This is a genomic window from Streptomyces sp. A 4/2 (assembly GCF_940670765.1).
GTDB lineage: Bacteria > Actinomycetota > Actinomycetes > Streptomycetales > Streptomycetaceae > Streptomyces.
The window spans coordinates 74,822-88,142 of record NZ_CALNVW010000034.1 but is presented as its reverse complement, the minus strand read 5'-3'; the positions used below and the strand labels follow the sequence as shown (position 1 = coordinate 88,142).

The window sequence follows — 13,321 nt, the reverse complement described above, 5'->3', positions numbered from 1 at the left end:
AACCCACCCGGCAACGTATGAGTAACGAGCCCCGCCGGACCGGGCTCGGGGACCGGCCCCGGAGGGCCGCCCCGGAGGCGGTCAGGCGGAGGGGGTCGGCGAGACCGTGCCCGCCTTCTTGCCCTTGTTCGCCTCGGTGACCCACTTCTTCAGGTTGTCGGGCGAGATCTGCTCGTTCCCCTTCTTCGGGAAGACCGATTCGCCGTTGAGCTGGACGGTCGGCGTGCCGCTGAAACCGCCCTGCTGGAAAGCCGTGTTGGACTTCTTCACCCAGCTGTCGTGCTTGCCGCTGTTGACGCAGGAGGTGAAGGCGGCCGTCGTCAGCCCCTTGACCTTGCCCGCGAGCGCGATCAACTGGCTGTTCTTGGCATAGGGGTCCTGGGTCTCCTCGGGCTGGTTCTCGTAGAGCACGTCGTGGTACTGGGGGAACTTTCCGGCATCCTGCGCGCACGCGGCGGCGTTGGCCGCGCGCAGCGAGCCCGAGCCGCCCATGTTGGTGTCGATGAGCGTGGCGAGGTGGTACTCGACCCTGAGCTGCCCCGAATTCTCCAACTCGTGGATGGTGCTGCGGAAGCCGTTCTCGAACTGGCCGCAGGCCGGGCACCGGAAGTCCTCCCAGACCGTGAGCGTGGACGGCGCGTCGCTCGCGCCCACCGGGACCGCCAGGCTGTCCTTCCCGGTCGCTCCGCTCGGCGCGACGACCGGGCTCGCGCTGTCGCTGCTGCTGTGCTTGCCCGTCTGGGACGCGAACACGCCGATCACGGTGGCCACGGCCAGGACGGCCACCACCGCAGCGCCGACGATCACTCCCCGCTTGCGCCGGTCACGGGCTTTCTGCTTCTCGCGCTCTTCGATGAGCCGCTCTCGGGCGGCCCTCTTCGCGTCTCGGTTCTTCTCGCTCACACCCGCAGCAACGAACCGGGGAGGCACGAGCGTGCCTCCCCGGTCCCAGTTCCACCCGTACGAGCGACGGCGTCAGCTTCTGCGTACGCCCTTGGCCAGTTCGCCCGCCAGTTCGCGTACGCCTTCGAGACCTGCGGCTTCGTCCTCCGCGTCCAGCATCCGCTTGACGAACGCGGATCCGACGATCACTCCGTCGGCGAACCCGGCGACCTCCGCGGCCTGTTCGGCGTTGGACACCCCGAGGCCCACACAGACCGGCAGGTCGCTGGTGGCGCGGGTGCGTTCCACCAGTTCCTGGGCCTGCTCGCCCACCGAGGTCCGGGTGCCGGTGACGCCCATCAGCGAGGCTGCGTAGACGAAGCCGGACCCGGCTGCGGTGATCGTCGCCAGCCGCTCGTCCTTGCTGCTCGGCGCGACGACGAAGACGGTCGCCAGACCGCGCTTCGTGGCGTGTTCGCGCCACAGGGCGGACTCCTGGACCGGCAGGTCCGGCAGGATGCAGCCGGCGCCGCCCGCCTCGGCGAGCTCGGTGGTGAAGCGCTCGACGCCGTACCGGTCGATGGGGTTCCAGTACGTCATGACGAGGATCGGCGCGCCCGTCGCCTCGTACGCCTCGCGCACCGTGCGCATGACGTCGGCGATCTTCACCCCGCCCTTGAGCGCGATGTCGTCGGCGGTCTGGATGACGGGTCCGTCGAGGACCGGGTCGCTGTGCGGCAGCCCCACCTCGACGATGTCGGCGCCGCCCGCGACGACGGCCTTGACGGCGGCGATCCCGCCGTCGACGGTGGGGAATCCGGCCGGCAGATAGGCGATGAGCGCGGCGCGCCCCTCGGCCTTCGCCCCGGCGAGTACCGCACTCAACAACGCTGTGTTCCCGCTCACTTGGCTGCCACCTCGGCATCTGCGTCGTACAGCCCGAAGTACCGGGCGGCGGTGTCCATGTCCTTGTCGCCGCGGCCGGACAGATTGACCACGATCAGTCCGTCCTCGCCCAGCTCCTTGCCGAGGTCCAGCGCACCGGCCAGCGCGTGCGCGGACTCGATGGCCGGGATGATGCCCTCGGTGCGGGAGAGCAGCCGCAGCGCCTGCATGGCCTGGTCGTCGGTGATCGCGCGGTACTCGCCGCGGCCGACGTCCTTCAGATACGCGTGCTCCGGGCCGATGCCCGGGTAGTCGAGGCCCGCCGAGATCGAGTAGGGCTCGGTGATCTGGCCCTCCTCGTCCTGGAGCACGTACGAGCGTGAGCCGTGCAGGATGCCCGGTTCGCCCGCGGACAGGGTGGCCGCGTGCTCGCCGGTCTCGATGCCGTGCCCGGCGGGCTCGAACCCGACCAGGCGTACCCCGGTGTCCGGGATGAACGCGTGGAAGAGTCCGATGGCGTTGGAACCGCCGCCGACGCACGCGGCGACGGCGTCGGGCAGCCGTCCGGCCCGCTCCAGGATCTGCCGGCGGGCCTCCACACCGATCACCCGGTGGAAGTCACGCACCATGGCGGGGAAGGGGTGCGGTCCCGCGACGGTGCCGAAGAGGTAGTGCGTACGGTCCACGTTGGCGACCCAGTCGCGGAACGCCTCGTTGATGGCGTCCTTGAGGGTGCGGCTGCCGGACTTCACGGCGACGACCTCGGCGCCGAGCATGCGCATCCGGGCGACGTTGAGCGCCTGGCGCTCGGTGTCGATCTCGCCCATGTAGATGGTGCATTCGAGGCCGAACAGGGCGCAGGCGGTCGCCGTGGCGACGCCGTGCTGTCCGGCGCCGGTCTCGGCGATGACGCGGGTCTTGCCCATCCGCTTGGTGAGCAGCGCCTGACCGAGCACGTTGTTGATCTTGTGGGATCCGGTGTGGTTGAGGTCCTCGCGCTTGAGGAACATCCGTACGCCACCGGCGTGTTCGGCGAAACGGGGCACCTCGGTGAGGGCGCTCGGCCGACCGGTGTAGTTGACCATGAGGTCGTTCAGCTCGGCCGCGAACGCCGGGTCGGCCTTCGCCCTGTCGTACTCGACGGCGACCTCGTCGACCGCGGCGACGAGCGCCTCGGGGATGAACTTGCCGCCGAAGTCACCGAAGTAGCCCTCGGCGCTGGGGATCCGGCCCTCGGGGTCCGGGATGAAGAATTCTGAAGACATGCGTGATCTCCGCAGGTACGTAAGGGGTGGTACGCAGGAGGTGAAAGGTGTTGCTGAGCTGTCCGCTCAGCGACGCCATCGCATGCCGTTGATCTGGCCGGGCTCGGAGCCGATGTGGTAGCGCACCCGTCGCCCGTGCACCCGCCGTGCGGGCGCACGGCAGCCGCGGGGCTTGCACCCACGCGAGAGACGGGCGATGGCCATGTGGGGTCAGTCCCGTCCGTGGCGCAGCGCCGGGTGGGCGCCCGCGGCGACGAGATCGGCGACGGCGGCCTTGGGGTCGCGGCCGGTGACCAGGGACTCGCCGACCAGGACGGCGTCGGCGCCCGCGTTCGCGTAGGCGATCAGGTCGTGCGGGCCGCGGACACCGGACTCGGCGATCTTGACGATGTGCGCGGGGATCTCGGGCGCGACGCGCTCGAAGGTGCCGCGGTCGACCTTGAGGTCCTTGAGGTTGCGCGCGTTGACCCCGATGATCCGGGCACCGGCCGCGACGGCCCGCTCGGCCTCGTCCTCGTCGTGCGCCTCGACCAGCGGGGTGAGGCCGATCGACTCGGCTCGCTCGATCAGCGAGACGAGCGCCTCCTGCTCCAGGGCGGCGACGATCAGCAGCACCAGGTCGGCGCCGTACGCGCGCGCCTCCCAGAGCTGGTACGCGGTGACGATGAAGTCCTTGCGCAGCACGGGGATGTCGACCTTGGCCCGGACGGCCTCCAGGTCGGCCAGCGAGCCGCCGAAGCGCCGCTGCTCGGTCAGCACGGAGATGACCGCGGCGCCGCCCGCCTCGTAGTCGGCGGCGAGCGCGGCGGGGTCGGCGATGGCGGCGAGCGCGCCCTTCGAGGGGCTGGAGCGCTTGACCTCGCAGATGACCTTGACGCTGTCACCGCGCAGCGCGGCGACGCCGTCCTTGGCCTGCGGGGCCTTCGCGGCGCGCGCCTTGAGCTCGTCGAGGCTGACGCTCGCCTGCCGCTCCGCGAGGTCGGCGCGTACGCCTTCGATGATCTCGTCGAGCACACTCACGCGAGCGGCCCCCTTCCGGGACGGTGTGGATGGATCAGGATCAGCCATGGCGATGGTATCCGTAGAAGGCGCCGGGCCCCGCATCCGGCCGAAGTGAGTTCACTCCGCGGACCTCCCCGGGACACCCGGGGGGCGCTCGGAAGGCGCTCGGAGGGCGCTCGCGCCGGGCGTTCACGGGGCCAGGAAGGAACCCAGGGGGAGGTTCCGTACGACCGAGAAGGCCAGGACCACGGCGCCGATCCCCCACCAGTACACGGGCCTGAGCGTGACCTGCGTCGGTCTGGCCCGTACGGCGCGAATCAGCCACCCCACCATCACCACGGCGAAGACGCCGTACCCGACGACGGCCAGCGCGTTGTCACCGAGCGCCGCCACCAGGTCGCCGTGGGCGACGGCGTGGGCGCTGCGCAGCCCGCCGCAGCCGGGGCAGTAGATGCCGGTCAGCGCGTAGAGCGGGCAGACCGGGTAGTGCCCGGGGTGGTTGGGGTCGACCGAGCCGACGTACGTGAACGCGGCGGCGACGGCGGCGAGGGTGCCGAGCGGGACGAGGAGACGCCGGGCCAGGGGCTCGGGGGCCGCGGGCCCGGGAGCGGGCACGGGGGCGCGGAGGGCGGCAGGCGCTGCGTAGGGATCCACCCGGTGATTGTCCCCGTTCGTGCGAGAAGGCGCAGCCCGTGACCGGACTGCGCCTCACATCGGAATCCGGTCTCAGCCCGCCTGCGCCTCGGAGGCCTGCAGCCTGGCCGCCGCGCTGGCCGCTGACTCCTTCGGCATGCCCAGGCCCGCGGCCTTCATCGCGAGGCCGACGACCCCGCCGAGAGCCACCACGACCAGTCCGGCAACGACCCCCACCGGGCTCGCCATCACCATGAAGGCGCCCGAGACGCAGAAGCCGATGAACGCGATGATGACGCCGGTCCAGGCGGCCGGGGTGTGTCCGTGGCTGGTGCCCGCCATGAGTTGCTCCTCGTTGCTGTGTGTCGAAGCCCTGTGTCGAAGCTCGCTTCCATTGTCGCGCACGGCGACCCCGGAGGATGAGCTGGGGGGTGAGCTGTCCGTCACGCTTCGCGGGTGGGGTCCTCGCCGCGGTCGAGCGCCTTCCAGATCTCCTCGGGCCGCTCGGGGTCCGGTGCCCTGCGGACCTGGCGGGGGCGCGGGGTGCCGTCACGCTCGTAGCGGCTGGACATGGCGGGCCACTGCTTGCCGTAGCGGAGCGCGAGCAGGCCGGCGAAGAGGATGAGCAGGCTGCCGAACGCGGCCACGTAGGGCCACGCCGTGTGGGAGAGCGCGTGGATGGTCGCTGCGGTGTTCCCGGCCGTGGTGGCGGCCTTCTCGTCCAGCGCGGAGTGGTCCCCGGCACCGAGGAAGGCGGCGACTGCCGCTCCGGCTCCGCAGAGGGCGAGCAGCGCGGAGACGAACAGCCGGCCGGCGCTGCGGACGGCGAAGACCGCGACGAGCGCGGCCAGACCGACGATCGCGAGGGCCGTGGGAACGCCGGTGACGTCGCCGCCGTCGGCCGTGAGCGGCAGGGCGCCGCCGCCGACGGAGGCCTTGCCCTCGGACCACGTCTGCCCGGAGGCGAGCAGGACGACGGCGGCTCCGGCTGCGCCGAGCAGCAGGGCGGTGGCAAGACTGCGGCGGCTGCCCGACGAGGCTGCGGCCGGTCCTGCTTCGGATCGGGGCGGGGGTACGGCACTCACGTACCCCACTATCCCTTACGCCTCGATTACCCCGCGAGGCGGTTCGCCGATCCGACCGCGCGGAGGACGGCCGCCGCCTTGTTGCGGCATTCGTTGTCCTCGGACACCGGATCGGAATCGGCGACGACACCGGCTCCGGCCTGCACGTACGCCGTTCCGTCGCGGAGCAGCGCGGTACGGATGGCGATGGCGGTGTCGGAGTCGCCCGCGAAGTCGAGATAGCCGACGCACCCGCCGTACAGTCCGCGCCGCGACGGCTCCAGCTCGTCGATGATCTGCATCGCGCGGGGCTTGGGCGCACCGGAGAGGGTGCCCGCGGGGAAGCAGGCGGTGAGGACGTCGAAGGCGGTGCGTCCGTCGGCGACGCGGCCGGTGACGGTGGAGACGATGTGCATGACGTGGGAGTACTTCTCGACGGACATGAAGTCGACGACCTCGACGGAGCCGGGGGCGCAGACCCGTCCCAGGTCGTTGCGGCCGAGGTCGACGAGCATCAGGTGCTCCGCCCGCTCCTTGGGGTCGGCGAGCAGTTCCTCGGCGAGGGCCTGGTCCTCCTGCGGGGTGGCGCCGCGGTGCCGGGTCCCGGCGATCGGGTGGACCATCGCCCGGCCGTCCTCGACCTTGACGAGCGCTTCGGGGCTGGATCCGACGACGTCGAAGCCGTCGAAGCGGAAGAGGTACATGTACGGCGAGGGGTTGGTCGCCCGCAGCACCCGGTAGACGTCCAACGCGCTTGCCGTGCAAGGGGTTTCGAAGCGCTGGGACGGCACGACCTGGAAGGCCTCACCGGCCCTGATGCGCTCCTTGATGTCCTCGACGGCGTCCTGGTAATCGGGGCCGCCCCAGAGCGCGGTGTACTCGGGCAGCTCGGAGGCGGGAAGGGCCACCGGGGCGGTCTCGGTGGGGCGGGCGAGGTCCGCCTCCATCGCGTCGAGCCGGGCGACCGCGTCGGCGTACGCCTCGTCGACCCCGGTGTCGAGGTCGTTGTGGTTGATCGCGTTGGCGATCAGCAGGACGGATCCGCCCCAGTGGTCGAGCACCGCGAGGTCCGAGGTGAGCAGCATGGTCAGCTCGGGCAGCTTCAGGTCGTCGCGCTCGCCGGGGCCGACCTTCTCCAGCCGCCGCACGATGTCGTATCCGAGGTAGCCGACCATTCCACCGGTGAAGGGCGGCAGTCCGCCCGCCAGGTCGCGCGGGGTGTGCAGCGCGTCGACGGTGGCGCGGAGCGTCTGGAGCGGGTCTCCGTCTACGGGGACGCCGACCGGCGGGGTGCCTTCCCAGTGGGTGCGGCCGTCGCGCTCGGTGAGGGTGGCGGCGGACCGTACGCCGATGAAGGAGTAACGGGACCAGGAGCGGCCGTTCTCCGCGGATTCCAGCAGGAAGGTGCCGGGGCGCTCCGCGGCGAGCTTGCGGTAGAGACCCACCGGGGTGTCCCCGTCGGCGAGGAGTTTGCGGCTCACGGGGATGACGCGGCGGTCGGCGGCGAGCTGGCGGAAGGTCTCAAGATCCATGGCGGAAAGCTTAGGTGCCGCTGCGCCGGGGGGATCCATGCCGTCCCTGTTCCCACACCTTCGAGCGGTCTCCGAGCCTGCGGGGCTCCGGGACGCCTGCCCGCTACCCGAGCAGCACGTCCGCGTCGAAACACGTCCGGTCGCCCGTGTGGCAGGCCGCTCCCGCCTGGTCCACCTTCACCAGGATCGTGTCCGCGTCGCAGTCCAGTGCCACCGACTTCACCTGCTGGGTGTGCCCGGAGGTGTCGCCCTTGACCCAGTACTCCTGGCGGCTGCGGGACCAGTACGTGCAGCGGCCGGTGGTGAGCGTCCGGTGCAGGGCCTCGTCGTCCATCCAGCCGAGCATCAGTACCTCGCCGGTGTCGTACTGCTGGGCGACGGCCGGGACCAGGCCGTCGGCGTCGCGCTTGAGGCGGGCGGCTACGGCGGGGTCGAGATTGCTGGGGGGCGGCGTGCCGGGCGTACGGGTCATGTGTTCATTGTGCCGTGCCGGTGGGGCCGCGCAGGTCGCCGTCCACTGGGCGGAACGGGTCCGGCGGTCGTACGCTGGCGGGCATGTCGACCCATGCCAAACGCGAACGTCTTCTCCTCGCCGACCTGTTGGAGGCGGCGGGGCCCGATGCTCCGACGCTCTGCGAGGGGTGGCGGACCCGCGATCTCGCCGCCCATGTGGTGGTGCGCGAGCGCCGTCTCGACGCGGCGGGCGGGATCATGATCGGCGCGCTCAAGGGGCGCCTGGACCGGGTGCACGGCGAGTTCGCCTCGAAGCCGTACGAGGAGCTGATCCAGCTGATCCGTACGGGTCCGCCGAAGTTCTCCCCGTACGCGCTCAAGCAGGTCGACGAGGGCGCCAACACCGTCGAGTTCTTCGTGCACGCCGAGGACGTCCGGCGGGCCCAGCCCGAGTGGTCGCCGCGTGAGCTGGACCCGGTCTTCGCCGAGACGCTGTGGAAGCGGCTGGAGAAGGCGGCCCGGCTGATGGGCCGGAAGGCCCCGGTGGGTCTGGTCCTGCGCCGTCCGGACGGTCAGACGGCCGTGGCCCACCGGGGTACGCCGGTGGTGACGGTGACCGGGGAGCCCGGTGAGCTGCTGATGTTCGCCTTCGGTCGGCAGGACGCGGCGAAGGTCGAGGTGGAGGGCGACAAGGACGCGTCCGCCAAGGCGATCGAGGCGAACCTCGGGATGTGAGCCGCGGGCCGGTCAGCGGCTCGGGGTTGCGAGCCGGGGGCCGGTCTGCGGATCGGGACGTGAGCCGCGGGCCGGTCAGCGGCTTCGGCACGTCGGCCTGGCCGTGGCCGGTCAGCGCGGGAGCTCCACCCGTCGCAGTACCCGCGACGCGAGTCCGATCAGCCCTCCCGAGGCGCAGACGGCCGCGCTGGCGACGAAGACCGGGCCGGTCCCCCAGGCCCCGATGGCCACACCGGTCACCGGGTAACTGAGCGGTGCGATGCCGAGCGTGAAGAGGGTGGCGACCGAGGTGACGCGACCCAGGTAGGCGGGCTCGGTCACCGACTGGAGCAGCGCTCCGCAGATCGCCCCGCTGAGCCCGGCCAGGGCCCCGACGAACACCCCGGCGAGGGCGGCGAGGGCCACCGACGGCGCGAAGGCCAGTCCGGTGGCGGCTGCCGCCCCGCCCACCAGGGCGAAGGACTGGACGAGCCCGGCGCGCGGTATTCGCCCCCGTACCGCGAGCAGCAGCGAGGCCGCTCCCGCGCCGATCCCGAAGGCGGCGACGATCCAGCCCATCCCGGACGCGCCCCAGCCGCGCTCCTTGGCGAGCAGGGTGAGGCCGACGTTGAGCGGCCCGGTGAAGCCCAGTTCGCCGACGGCGATGACGAGCATCAGCGGGGCCAGTACGTGGTGCCGGCGTATGTAGCGCAGTCCGCCGACCAGCTCTCGCCAGGCCGTCACCTCGCCGCCGTCCTCGGCCGGAGCGGCGTCGGCGGTGGCGGTGGCGTCGGCGGCGGTGGCGGGCAGCGGGGTCATCCGTACCGCGAGCAGCAGGACCAGGGAGACGGCGAAGAGCCCGCCCGCGACGGTGAAGGCGGCGACGGATCCGCCGAGGGCGACCGCGAGCCCGCCGATCGGCGCCCCGGTGACATCGGCGACGCGGGAGGCGAGTCCGCGCAGGCCCTGGACGCGGCCGAGCTGGCCGGGTGTGGTGATGCGCGGCGGCAGCGCGCCGACGGCGGGCAGGAACAGTGCGTCCACCACGCCGAAGACCAGCGCGATCGCGATCAGCAGCCCGAGTGCGGGTCCGGTGAGCAGCAGGCAGGCGGCCGTCCCGAGGATGATCACGGTGCGGGCCGCGTCGCTGCCGATGACGACCCGGCGCGGGCCGAACCGGTCGGCGACGACTCCCCCGCCGAGCATCAGCAGGGCGCGCGGGACGGCGCCGACGGCGAGGACCAGACCGGCCTGCGCGGCGCTGCCGGAGCGGGCCGCGGCCCAGGCCAGTGCCAGGTAGTAGACGTTGTCGCCGACCGTCGACGCGGTGTAGGCGCCGAGCCAGCGCATGATGTTGCCGTCGCGGTGGGCGGGCCGTTCCACGGGGGCCGTGGGGACGGCTGCGGTGGTCGCGTGCATGCCGGGGTCCTCTCGGGTGCTCAGCGTCGGGTGCTTAGCTGCGGGGGCTCAGGTGCAGGGGCTCAGTTGCGGAACGGGAAGCCGTACAGGTGGAGGGCGACGTTCTCGCGCCCGTCCGTCTCACCGGCCCGCTCGGCCGCGCGGGCGCTGTCGCTGTGCTTCTGGATCAGCTCGTCCATCTCCCGGCTGAGCGCGGCGAGTTCACCGGCGGTGAACCGGGGCAGGTACTCGCTGCTGAAGGCGGCGCTGCGCCACTCGGCGGGCCAGACGGACTGGGCGTCGAGGTAGCCCCGGTACATCTCGCTGTGCTGGTCGAAGGAGAGCCGGCTGACGGCCGCATGCGTGGCGGCCCGCTCCGGGGCGTCGCTGAAGTCCTCGTCCCGGTAGGTCAGGGACTGCGAGGCGACCTGCCACCACCGCTCCCTGGCGTCGCCGCTCTGCGTCTCGGCGGGCTCGATCAGCCCGTGGTCGGCGAGCTTGCGCAGGTGGTAGCTGACCAGCGAGACGGCCTCGTCGACCTGGTCGGCGAGCTGGGAGGCGGTGGCGGTACGGGCGATGTAGAGCGCGCGGTAGAGCCGCATGCGCAGCGGATGCCCGAAGGCCTTGAGGGTGTCGAGGTCGGTGATCCTGCGCGGTTCCTGCGGTGTGTCGGCCATGCCCTCACGGTAGGTGGGAAAGAAAAGTTGTGCAATAAATGTTGCGCAACTTCTGTTGCGGATTCTCCGAACGAAAACCCCCTGGCCCGAGGGACCAGGGGGTTTCTCCGCGACAGCGGCAGCTCTACCGCACCGGGTGACCGGCTTCCCGCAGTGCGTCCTTGACCTGCGAGATCCGCAGGTCACCGAAGTGGAAGACGGACGCGGCGAGCACCGCGTCGGCGCCGGCGGCGATCGCGGGCGGGAAGTGGTCCAGGGTGCCCGCGCCGCCGCTCGCGATGACCGGGACGGTCACGTGCTTGCGTACGGCAGTGATCATCTCGGTGTCGTAGCCGTCCTTGGTGCCGTCGGCGTCCATCGAGTTGAGCAGGATCTCGCCCGCGCCCAGCTCGGCGGCCCGGTGCGCCCATTCGACGGCGTCGATGCCGGTGCCCCGGCGACCGCCGTGCGTGGTGACCTCGAAGGATCCGTCGGCGCCGCGGCGGGCGTCGACCGACAGGACCAGCACCTGGCGGCCGAAGCGTTCGGCGATCTCGCGGATGAGTTCGGGGCGGGCGATGGCCGCGGTGTTCACCCCGACCTTGTCCGCGCCCGCGCGCAGCAGCTTGTCGACGTCCTCCGCGGTCCGCACCCCGCCACCGACGGTGAGCGGGATGAAGACCTGCTCGGCGGTGCGGCGCACCACGTCGTACGTGGTCTCGCGGTTGCCGGACGACGCGGTGATGTCCAGGAAGGTCAGCTCGTCGGCGCCCTCGGCGTCGTACAGCTTGGCCATCTCGACGGGGTCGCCCGCGTCGCGCAGGTTCTGGAAGTTGACGCCCTTGACGACGCGGCCGTTGTCCACGTCCAGGCAGGGGATGACCCGTACGGCGAGTGTCATGCCGCTCCTCCCCGGTACGCCTCGACCTCGACCTCGACGACCAGGCTGGGGTCGATGAGGCCGGCGACGATGACCATCGTCGCGGCCGGGCGCACCTCGTCGAACAGTTCCTTGTGGGCGCGGCCGACGTCCTGGACGTCCCGGGCGTGGGTGACGTACATCCGGGTACGGACCACGTCCGCGACGCCGAGGCCGAGTTCCTTGAGCGCGTCGAAGGCCGTGCCGAACGCGGCGACGGCCTGTTCGTAGGGGCCGCCCTCCGCGATCCGGCCGTTGGCCATGGCGGTGCAGCCGGCGACCAGGACCAGGCCGTTGGGGAGTTCCACCGCGCGGGAGTAGCCGATGGAATCCTCCCAGGGGCCACCCGACGCGATCCTGCGGACCTCCGTCATGACGACACCGCTTCGATGGCCTCTTCCAGGGTGAACGCCTTGGCGTACAGCGCCTTGCCGACGATCGCGCCCTCCACGCCGGTGGGGACGAGCGCGGAGATGGCCCTCAGGTCGTCGAGCGAGGAGACGCCGCCGGAGGCGACGACAGGCTTGTCGGTGGCGGCGCAGACGTTCTTCAGGAGCTCCAGGTTGGGGCCCTGGAGTGTGCCGTCCTTGGCGATGTCGGTGACGACGTAGCGGGCGCAGCCCTCGGAGTCGAGTCGGGCGAGGGTCTCGTAGAGGTCTCCGCCGTCCCGGGTCCAGCCGCGTCCGCGCAGGGTCGTGCCGCGTACGTCGAGGCCGACCGCGATCTTGTCGCCGTGCTCGGCGATGATCTTCGCGACCCACTCGGGGGTCTCCAGCGCGGCGGTGCCCAGGTTGACCCGGGTGCAGCCGGTGGCGAGCGCGGCGGCCAGCGAGGCGTCGTCGCGGATGCCGCCCGACAGCTCGACCTTGATGTCCATGGCCGCCGACACCTCGGCGATCAGCTTCCGGTTGTCGCCGGTGCCGAAGGCGGCGTCGAGGTCCACCAGGTGCAGCCACTCGGCGCCCGCGCGCTGCCAGGCGAGCGCGGCTTCGAGGGGCGAGCCGTAGGAGGTCTCGGAGCCCGACTCGCCGTGGACGAGGCGGACCGCCTGGCCGTCACGGACATCGACGGCCGGGAGGAGTTCGAGCTTCTTCTGCAAGGCGGACATCACAGGGTTCCGATCCAGTTGGTCAGCAGCTGGGCGCCGGCGTCGCCGGACTTCTCGGGGTGGAACTGGGTGGCCCACAGCGCGCCGTTCTCGACCGCCGCCACGAAGCGCTCCCCGTGGGTGGCCCAGGTGACGCGGGGCGAGCGGATCCGGGCGTTGGTGACTTCGAGGGACCAGTCGTGCGCCGCGTAGGAGTGCACGAAGTAGAAACGCGCCTCGGCGTCGAGCCCGGCGAAGAGCTGCGAGTCGGCAGGGGACTCGACGGTGTTCCACCCCATGTGCGGTACGACGTCGGCCTTGAGCGGGCCGACCGTGCCGGGCCACTCGTCGAGCCCCTCGGTCTCCACGCCGTGCTCGATGCCGCGCTCGAAGAGGATCTGCATCCCGACGCAGATGCCCATGACGGGGCGGCCACCGGAGAGCCTGCGGCCCACGATCCAGTCGCCGCGGGCCTCCTTGAGGCCCTTCATGCAGGCGGCGAACGCGCCGACGCCGGGGACCAGCAGCCCCTCGGCGTTCATCGCCCGGTCGAAGTCACGGGTGATCTCGACGTCCGCGCCGACATGCGCGAGCGCCCGCTCCGCGGAGCGGACATTGCCGAAGCCGTAGTCGAGTACGACGACCTTCTTCGGTGTGCTCATGTCGTCCAGATTCCCTGGATGCGCATCACACCCGCGGCCAGGCACATCACGGCGCCGATGGAGAGCAGCACGATGAGGCCCGCGGGCATCTTCTGCTTGGCGAAGGAGTAGACGCCGCCGGCGAGGAAGAGGCCGACGACGATGAGAATGGTGTTGAGGCCAGTCATGC

The 13,321-nt window shown here is 71.6% G+C and carries 18 protein-coding genes; 1 reads left to right on the top strand and 17 read right to left on the bottom strand.

What is annotated here, in order from left to right; genetic code table 11:
* Positions 1–81 precede the first annotated feature (81 nt).
* The 10 genes from NBY69_RS25120 to hisI form a co-directional block, all read right to left on the bottom strand.
* On the bottom strand, positions 82–903 hold the full coding sequence (locus NBY69_RS25120) for a thioredoxin domain-containing protein (protein ID WP_250303750.1): 822 nt from the start codon (positions 901–903) through the stop codon (positions 82–84).
* A 72-nt stretch (positions 904–975) separates the two neighbouring features.
* Entirely contained in the window at positions 976–1,788 is an 813-nt protein-coding gene (gene trpA / locus NBY69_RS25115; protein ID WP_250303749.1) for a tryptophan synthase subunit alpha, read from the bottom strand.
* Complete coding sequence (trpB, locus tag NBY69_RS25110) at positions 1,785–3,032, bottom strand: tryptophan synthase subunit beta (RefSeq protein WP_250303748.1); 1,248 nt, start codon at positions 3,030–3,032, stop codon at positions 1,785–1,787. The genes trpA and trpB overlap by 4 nt, the downstream gene beginning before the upstream one ends.
* A gap of 66 nt (positions 3,033–3,098) precedes the next feature.
* The gene (gene trpM / locus NBY69_RS37680) at positions 3,099–3,236 is read right to left on the bottom strand and encodes a tryptophan biosynthesis modulator TrpM (RefSeq protein WP_368078203.1); all 138 of its coding nucleotides are present in this window, start codon (positions 3,234–3,236) and stop codon (positions 3,099–3,101) included.
* A 6-nt stretch (positions 3,237–3,242) separates the two neighbouring features.
* Positions 3,243–4,052 (bottom strand): indole-3-glycerol phosphate synthase TrpC, encoded by an 810-nt coding sequence (gene trpC / locus NBY69_RS25105; RefSeq protein WP_250303747.1) that lies wholly within the window; start codon positions 4,050–4,052, stop codon positions 3,243–3,245.
* 171 nt (positions 4,053–4,223) lie between these two features.
* Positions 4,224–4,688 (bottom strand): DUF2752 domain-containing protein, encoded by a 465-nt coding sequence (locus NBY69_RS25100; protein WP_374211330.1) that lies wholly within the window; start codon positions 4,686–4,688, stop codon positions 4,224–4,226.
* A gap of 72 nt (positions 4,689–4,760) precedes the next feature.
* Complete coding sequence (locus NBY69_RS25095; protein ID WP_250303746.1) at positions 4,761–5,009, bottom strand: HGxxPAAW family protein; 249 nt, start codon at positions 5,007–5,009, stop codon at positions 4,761–4,763.
* A gap of 101 nt (positions 5,010–5,110) precedes the next feature.
* Positions 5,111–5,761, bottom strand: coding sequence for a TIGR02234 family membrane protein (locus tag NBY69_RS25090; RefSeq protein WP_250303745.1), 651 nt, complete (start codon positions 5,759–5,761; stop codon positions 5,111–5,113).
* Between the two features lie 17 nt (positions 5,762–5,778).
* Positions 5,779–7,263, bottom strand: a complete 1,485-nt coding sequence (locus NBY69_RS25085; RefSeq protein WP_250303744.1) for an anthranilate synthase component I — start codon at positions 7,261–7,263, stop codon at positions 5,779–5,781.
* Between the two features lie 103 nt (positions 7,264–7,366).
* The gene (gene hisI / locus NBY69_RS25080) at positions 7,367–7,735 is read right to left on the bottom strand and encodes a phosphoribosyl-AMP cyclohydrolase (protein ID WP_250303743.1); all 369 of its coding nucleotides are present in this window, start codon (positions 7,733–7,735) and stop codon (positions 7,367–7,369) included.
* A gap of 83 nt (positions 7,736–7,818) precedes the next feature.
* Between hisI and NBY69_RS25075 the strand changes: the two genes are divergently transcribed.
* Complete coding sequence (locus NBY69_RS25075) at positions 7,819–8,451, top strand: TIGR03085 family metal-binding protein (protein ID WP_250303742.1); 633 nt, start codon at positions 7,819–7,821, stop codon at positions 8,449–8,451.
* A gap of 111 nt (positions 8,452–8,562) precedes the next feature.
* Here NBY69_RS25075 and NBY69_RS25070 read toward each other — a convergent pair whose 3' ends face one another.
* From NBY69_RS25070 to NBY69_RS25040, 7 genes are all read right to left on the bottom strand, one after another.
* Positions 8,563–9,849, bottom strand: a complete 1,287-nt coding sequence (locus tag NBY69_RS25070) for an MFS transporter (protein WP_250303741.1) — start codon at positions 9,847–9,849, stop codon at positions 8,563–8,565.
* A 62-nt stretch (positions 9,850–9,911) separates the two neighbouring features.
* Positions 9,912–10,505: a helix-turn-helix domain-containing protein gene (locus tag NBY69_RS25065; protein WP_250303740.1), complete on the bottom strand. Its 594-nt coding sequence runs from the start codon at positions 10,503–10,505 to the stop codon at positions 9,912–9,914.
* A gap of 124 nt (positions 10,506–10,629) precedes the next feature.
* Positions 10,630–11,385, bottom strand: coding sequence for an imidazole glycerol phosphate synthase subunit HisF (gene hisF / locus NBY69_RS25060; protein ID WP_250303739.1), 756 nt, complete (start codon positions 11,383–11,385; stop codon positions 10,630–10,632).
* Complete coding sequence (locus NBY69_RS25055; protein WP_250303738.1) at positions 11,382–11,777, bottom strand: RidA family protein; 396 nt, start codon at positions 11,775–11,777, stop codon at positions 11,382–11,384. Before NBY69_RS25055 ends, hisF begins: the two co-directional genes overlap by 4 nt.
* Positions 11,774–12,511: a bifunctional 1-(5-phosphoribosyl)-5-((5-phosphoribosylamino)methylideneamino)imidazole-4-carboxamide isomerase/phosphoribosylanthranilate isomerase PriA gene (gene priA, locus NBY69_RS25050; RefSeq protein ID WP_250303737.1), complete on the bottom strand. Its 738-nt coding sequence runs from the start codon at positions 12,509–12,511 to the stop codon at positions 11,774–11,776. The genes NBY69_RS25055 and priA overlap by 4 nt, the downstream gene beginning before the upstream one ends.
* Positions 12,511–13,152 (bottom strand): imidazole glycerol phosphate synthase subunit HisH, encoded by a 642-nt coding sequence (gene hisH / locus NBY69_RS25045; protein ID WP_250303736.1) that lies wholly within the window; start codon positions 13,150–13,152, stop codon positions 12,511–12,513. Before hisH ends, priA begins: the two co-directional genes overlap by 1 nt.
* A complete protein-coding gene (locus NBY69_RS25040) occupies positions 13,149–13,319 on the bottom strand; it encodes a hypothetical protein (RefSeq protein ID WP_250303735.1) in 171 nt (56 codons plus the stop codon). Before NBY69_RS25040 ends, hisH begins: the two co-directional genes overlap by 4 nt.
* Positions 13,320–13,321: the final 2 nt, after the last annotated feature.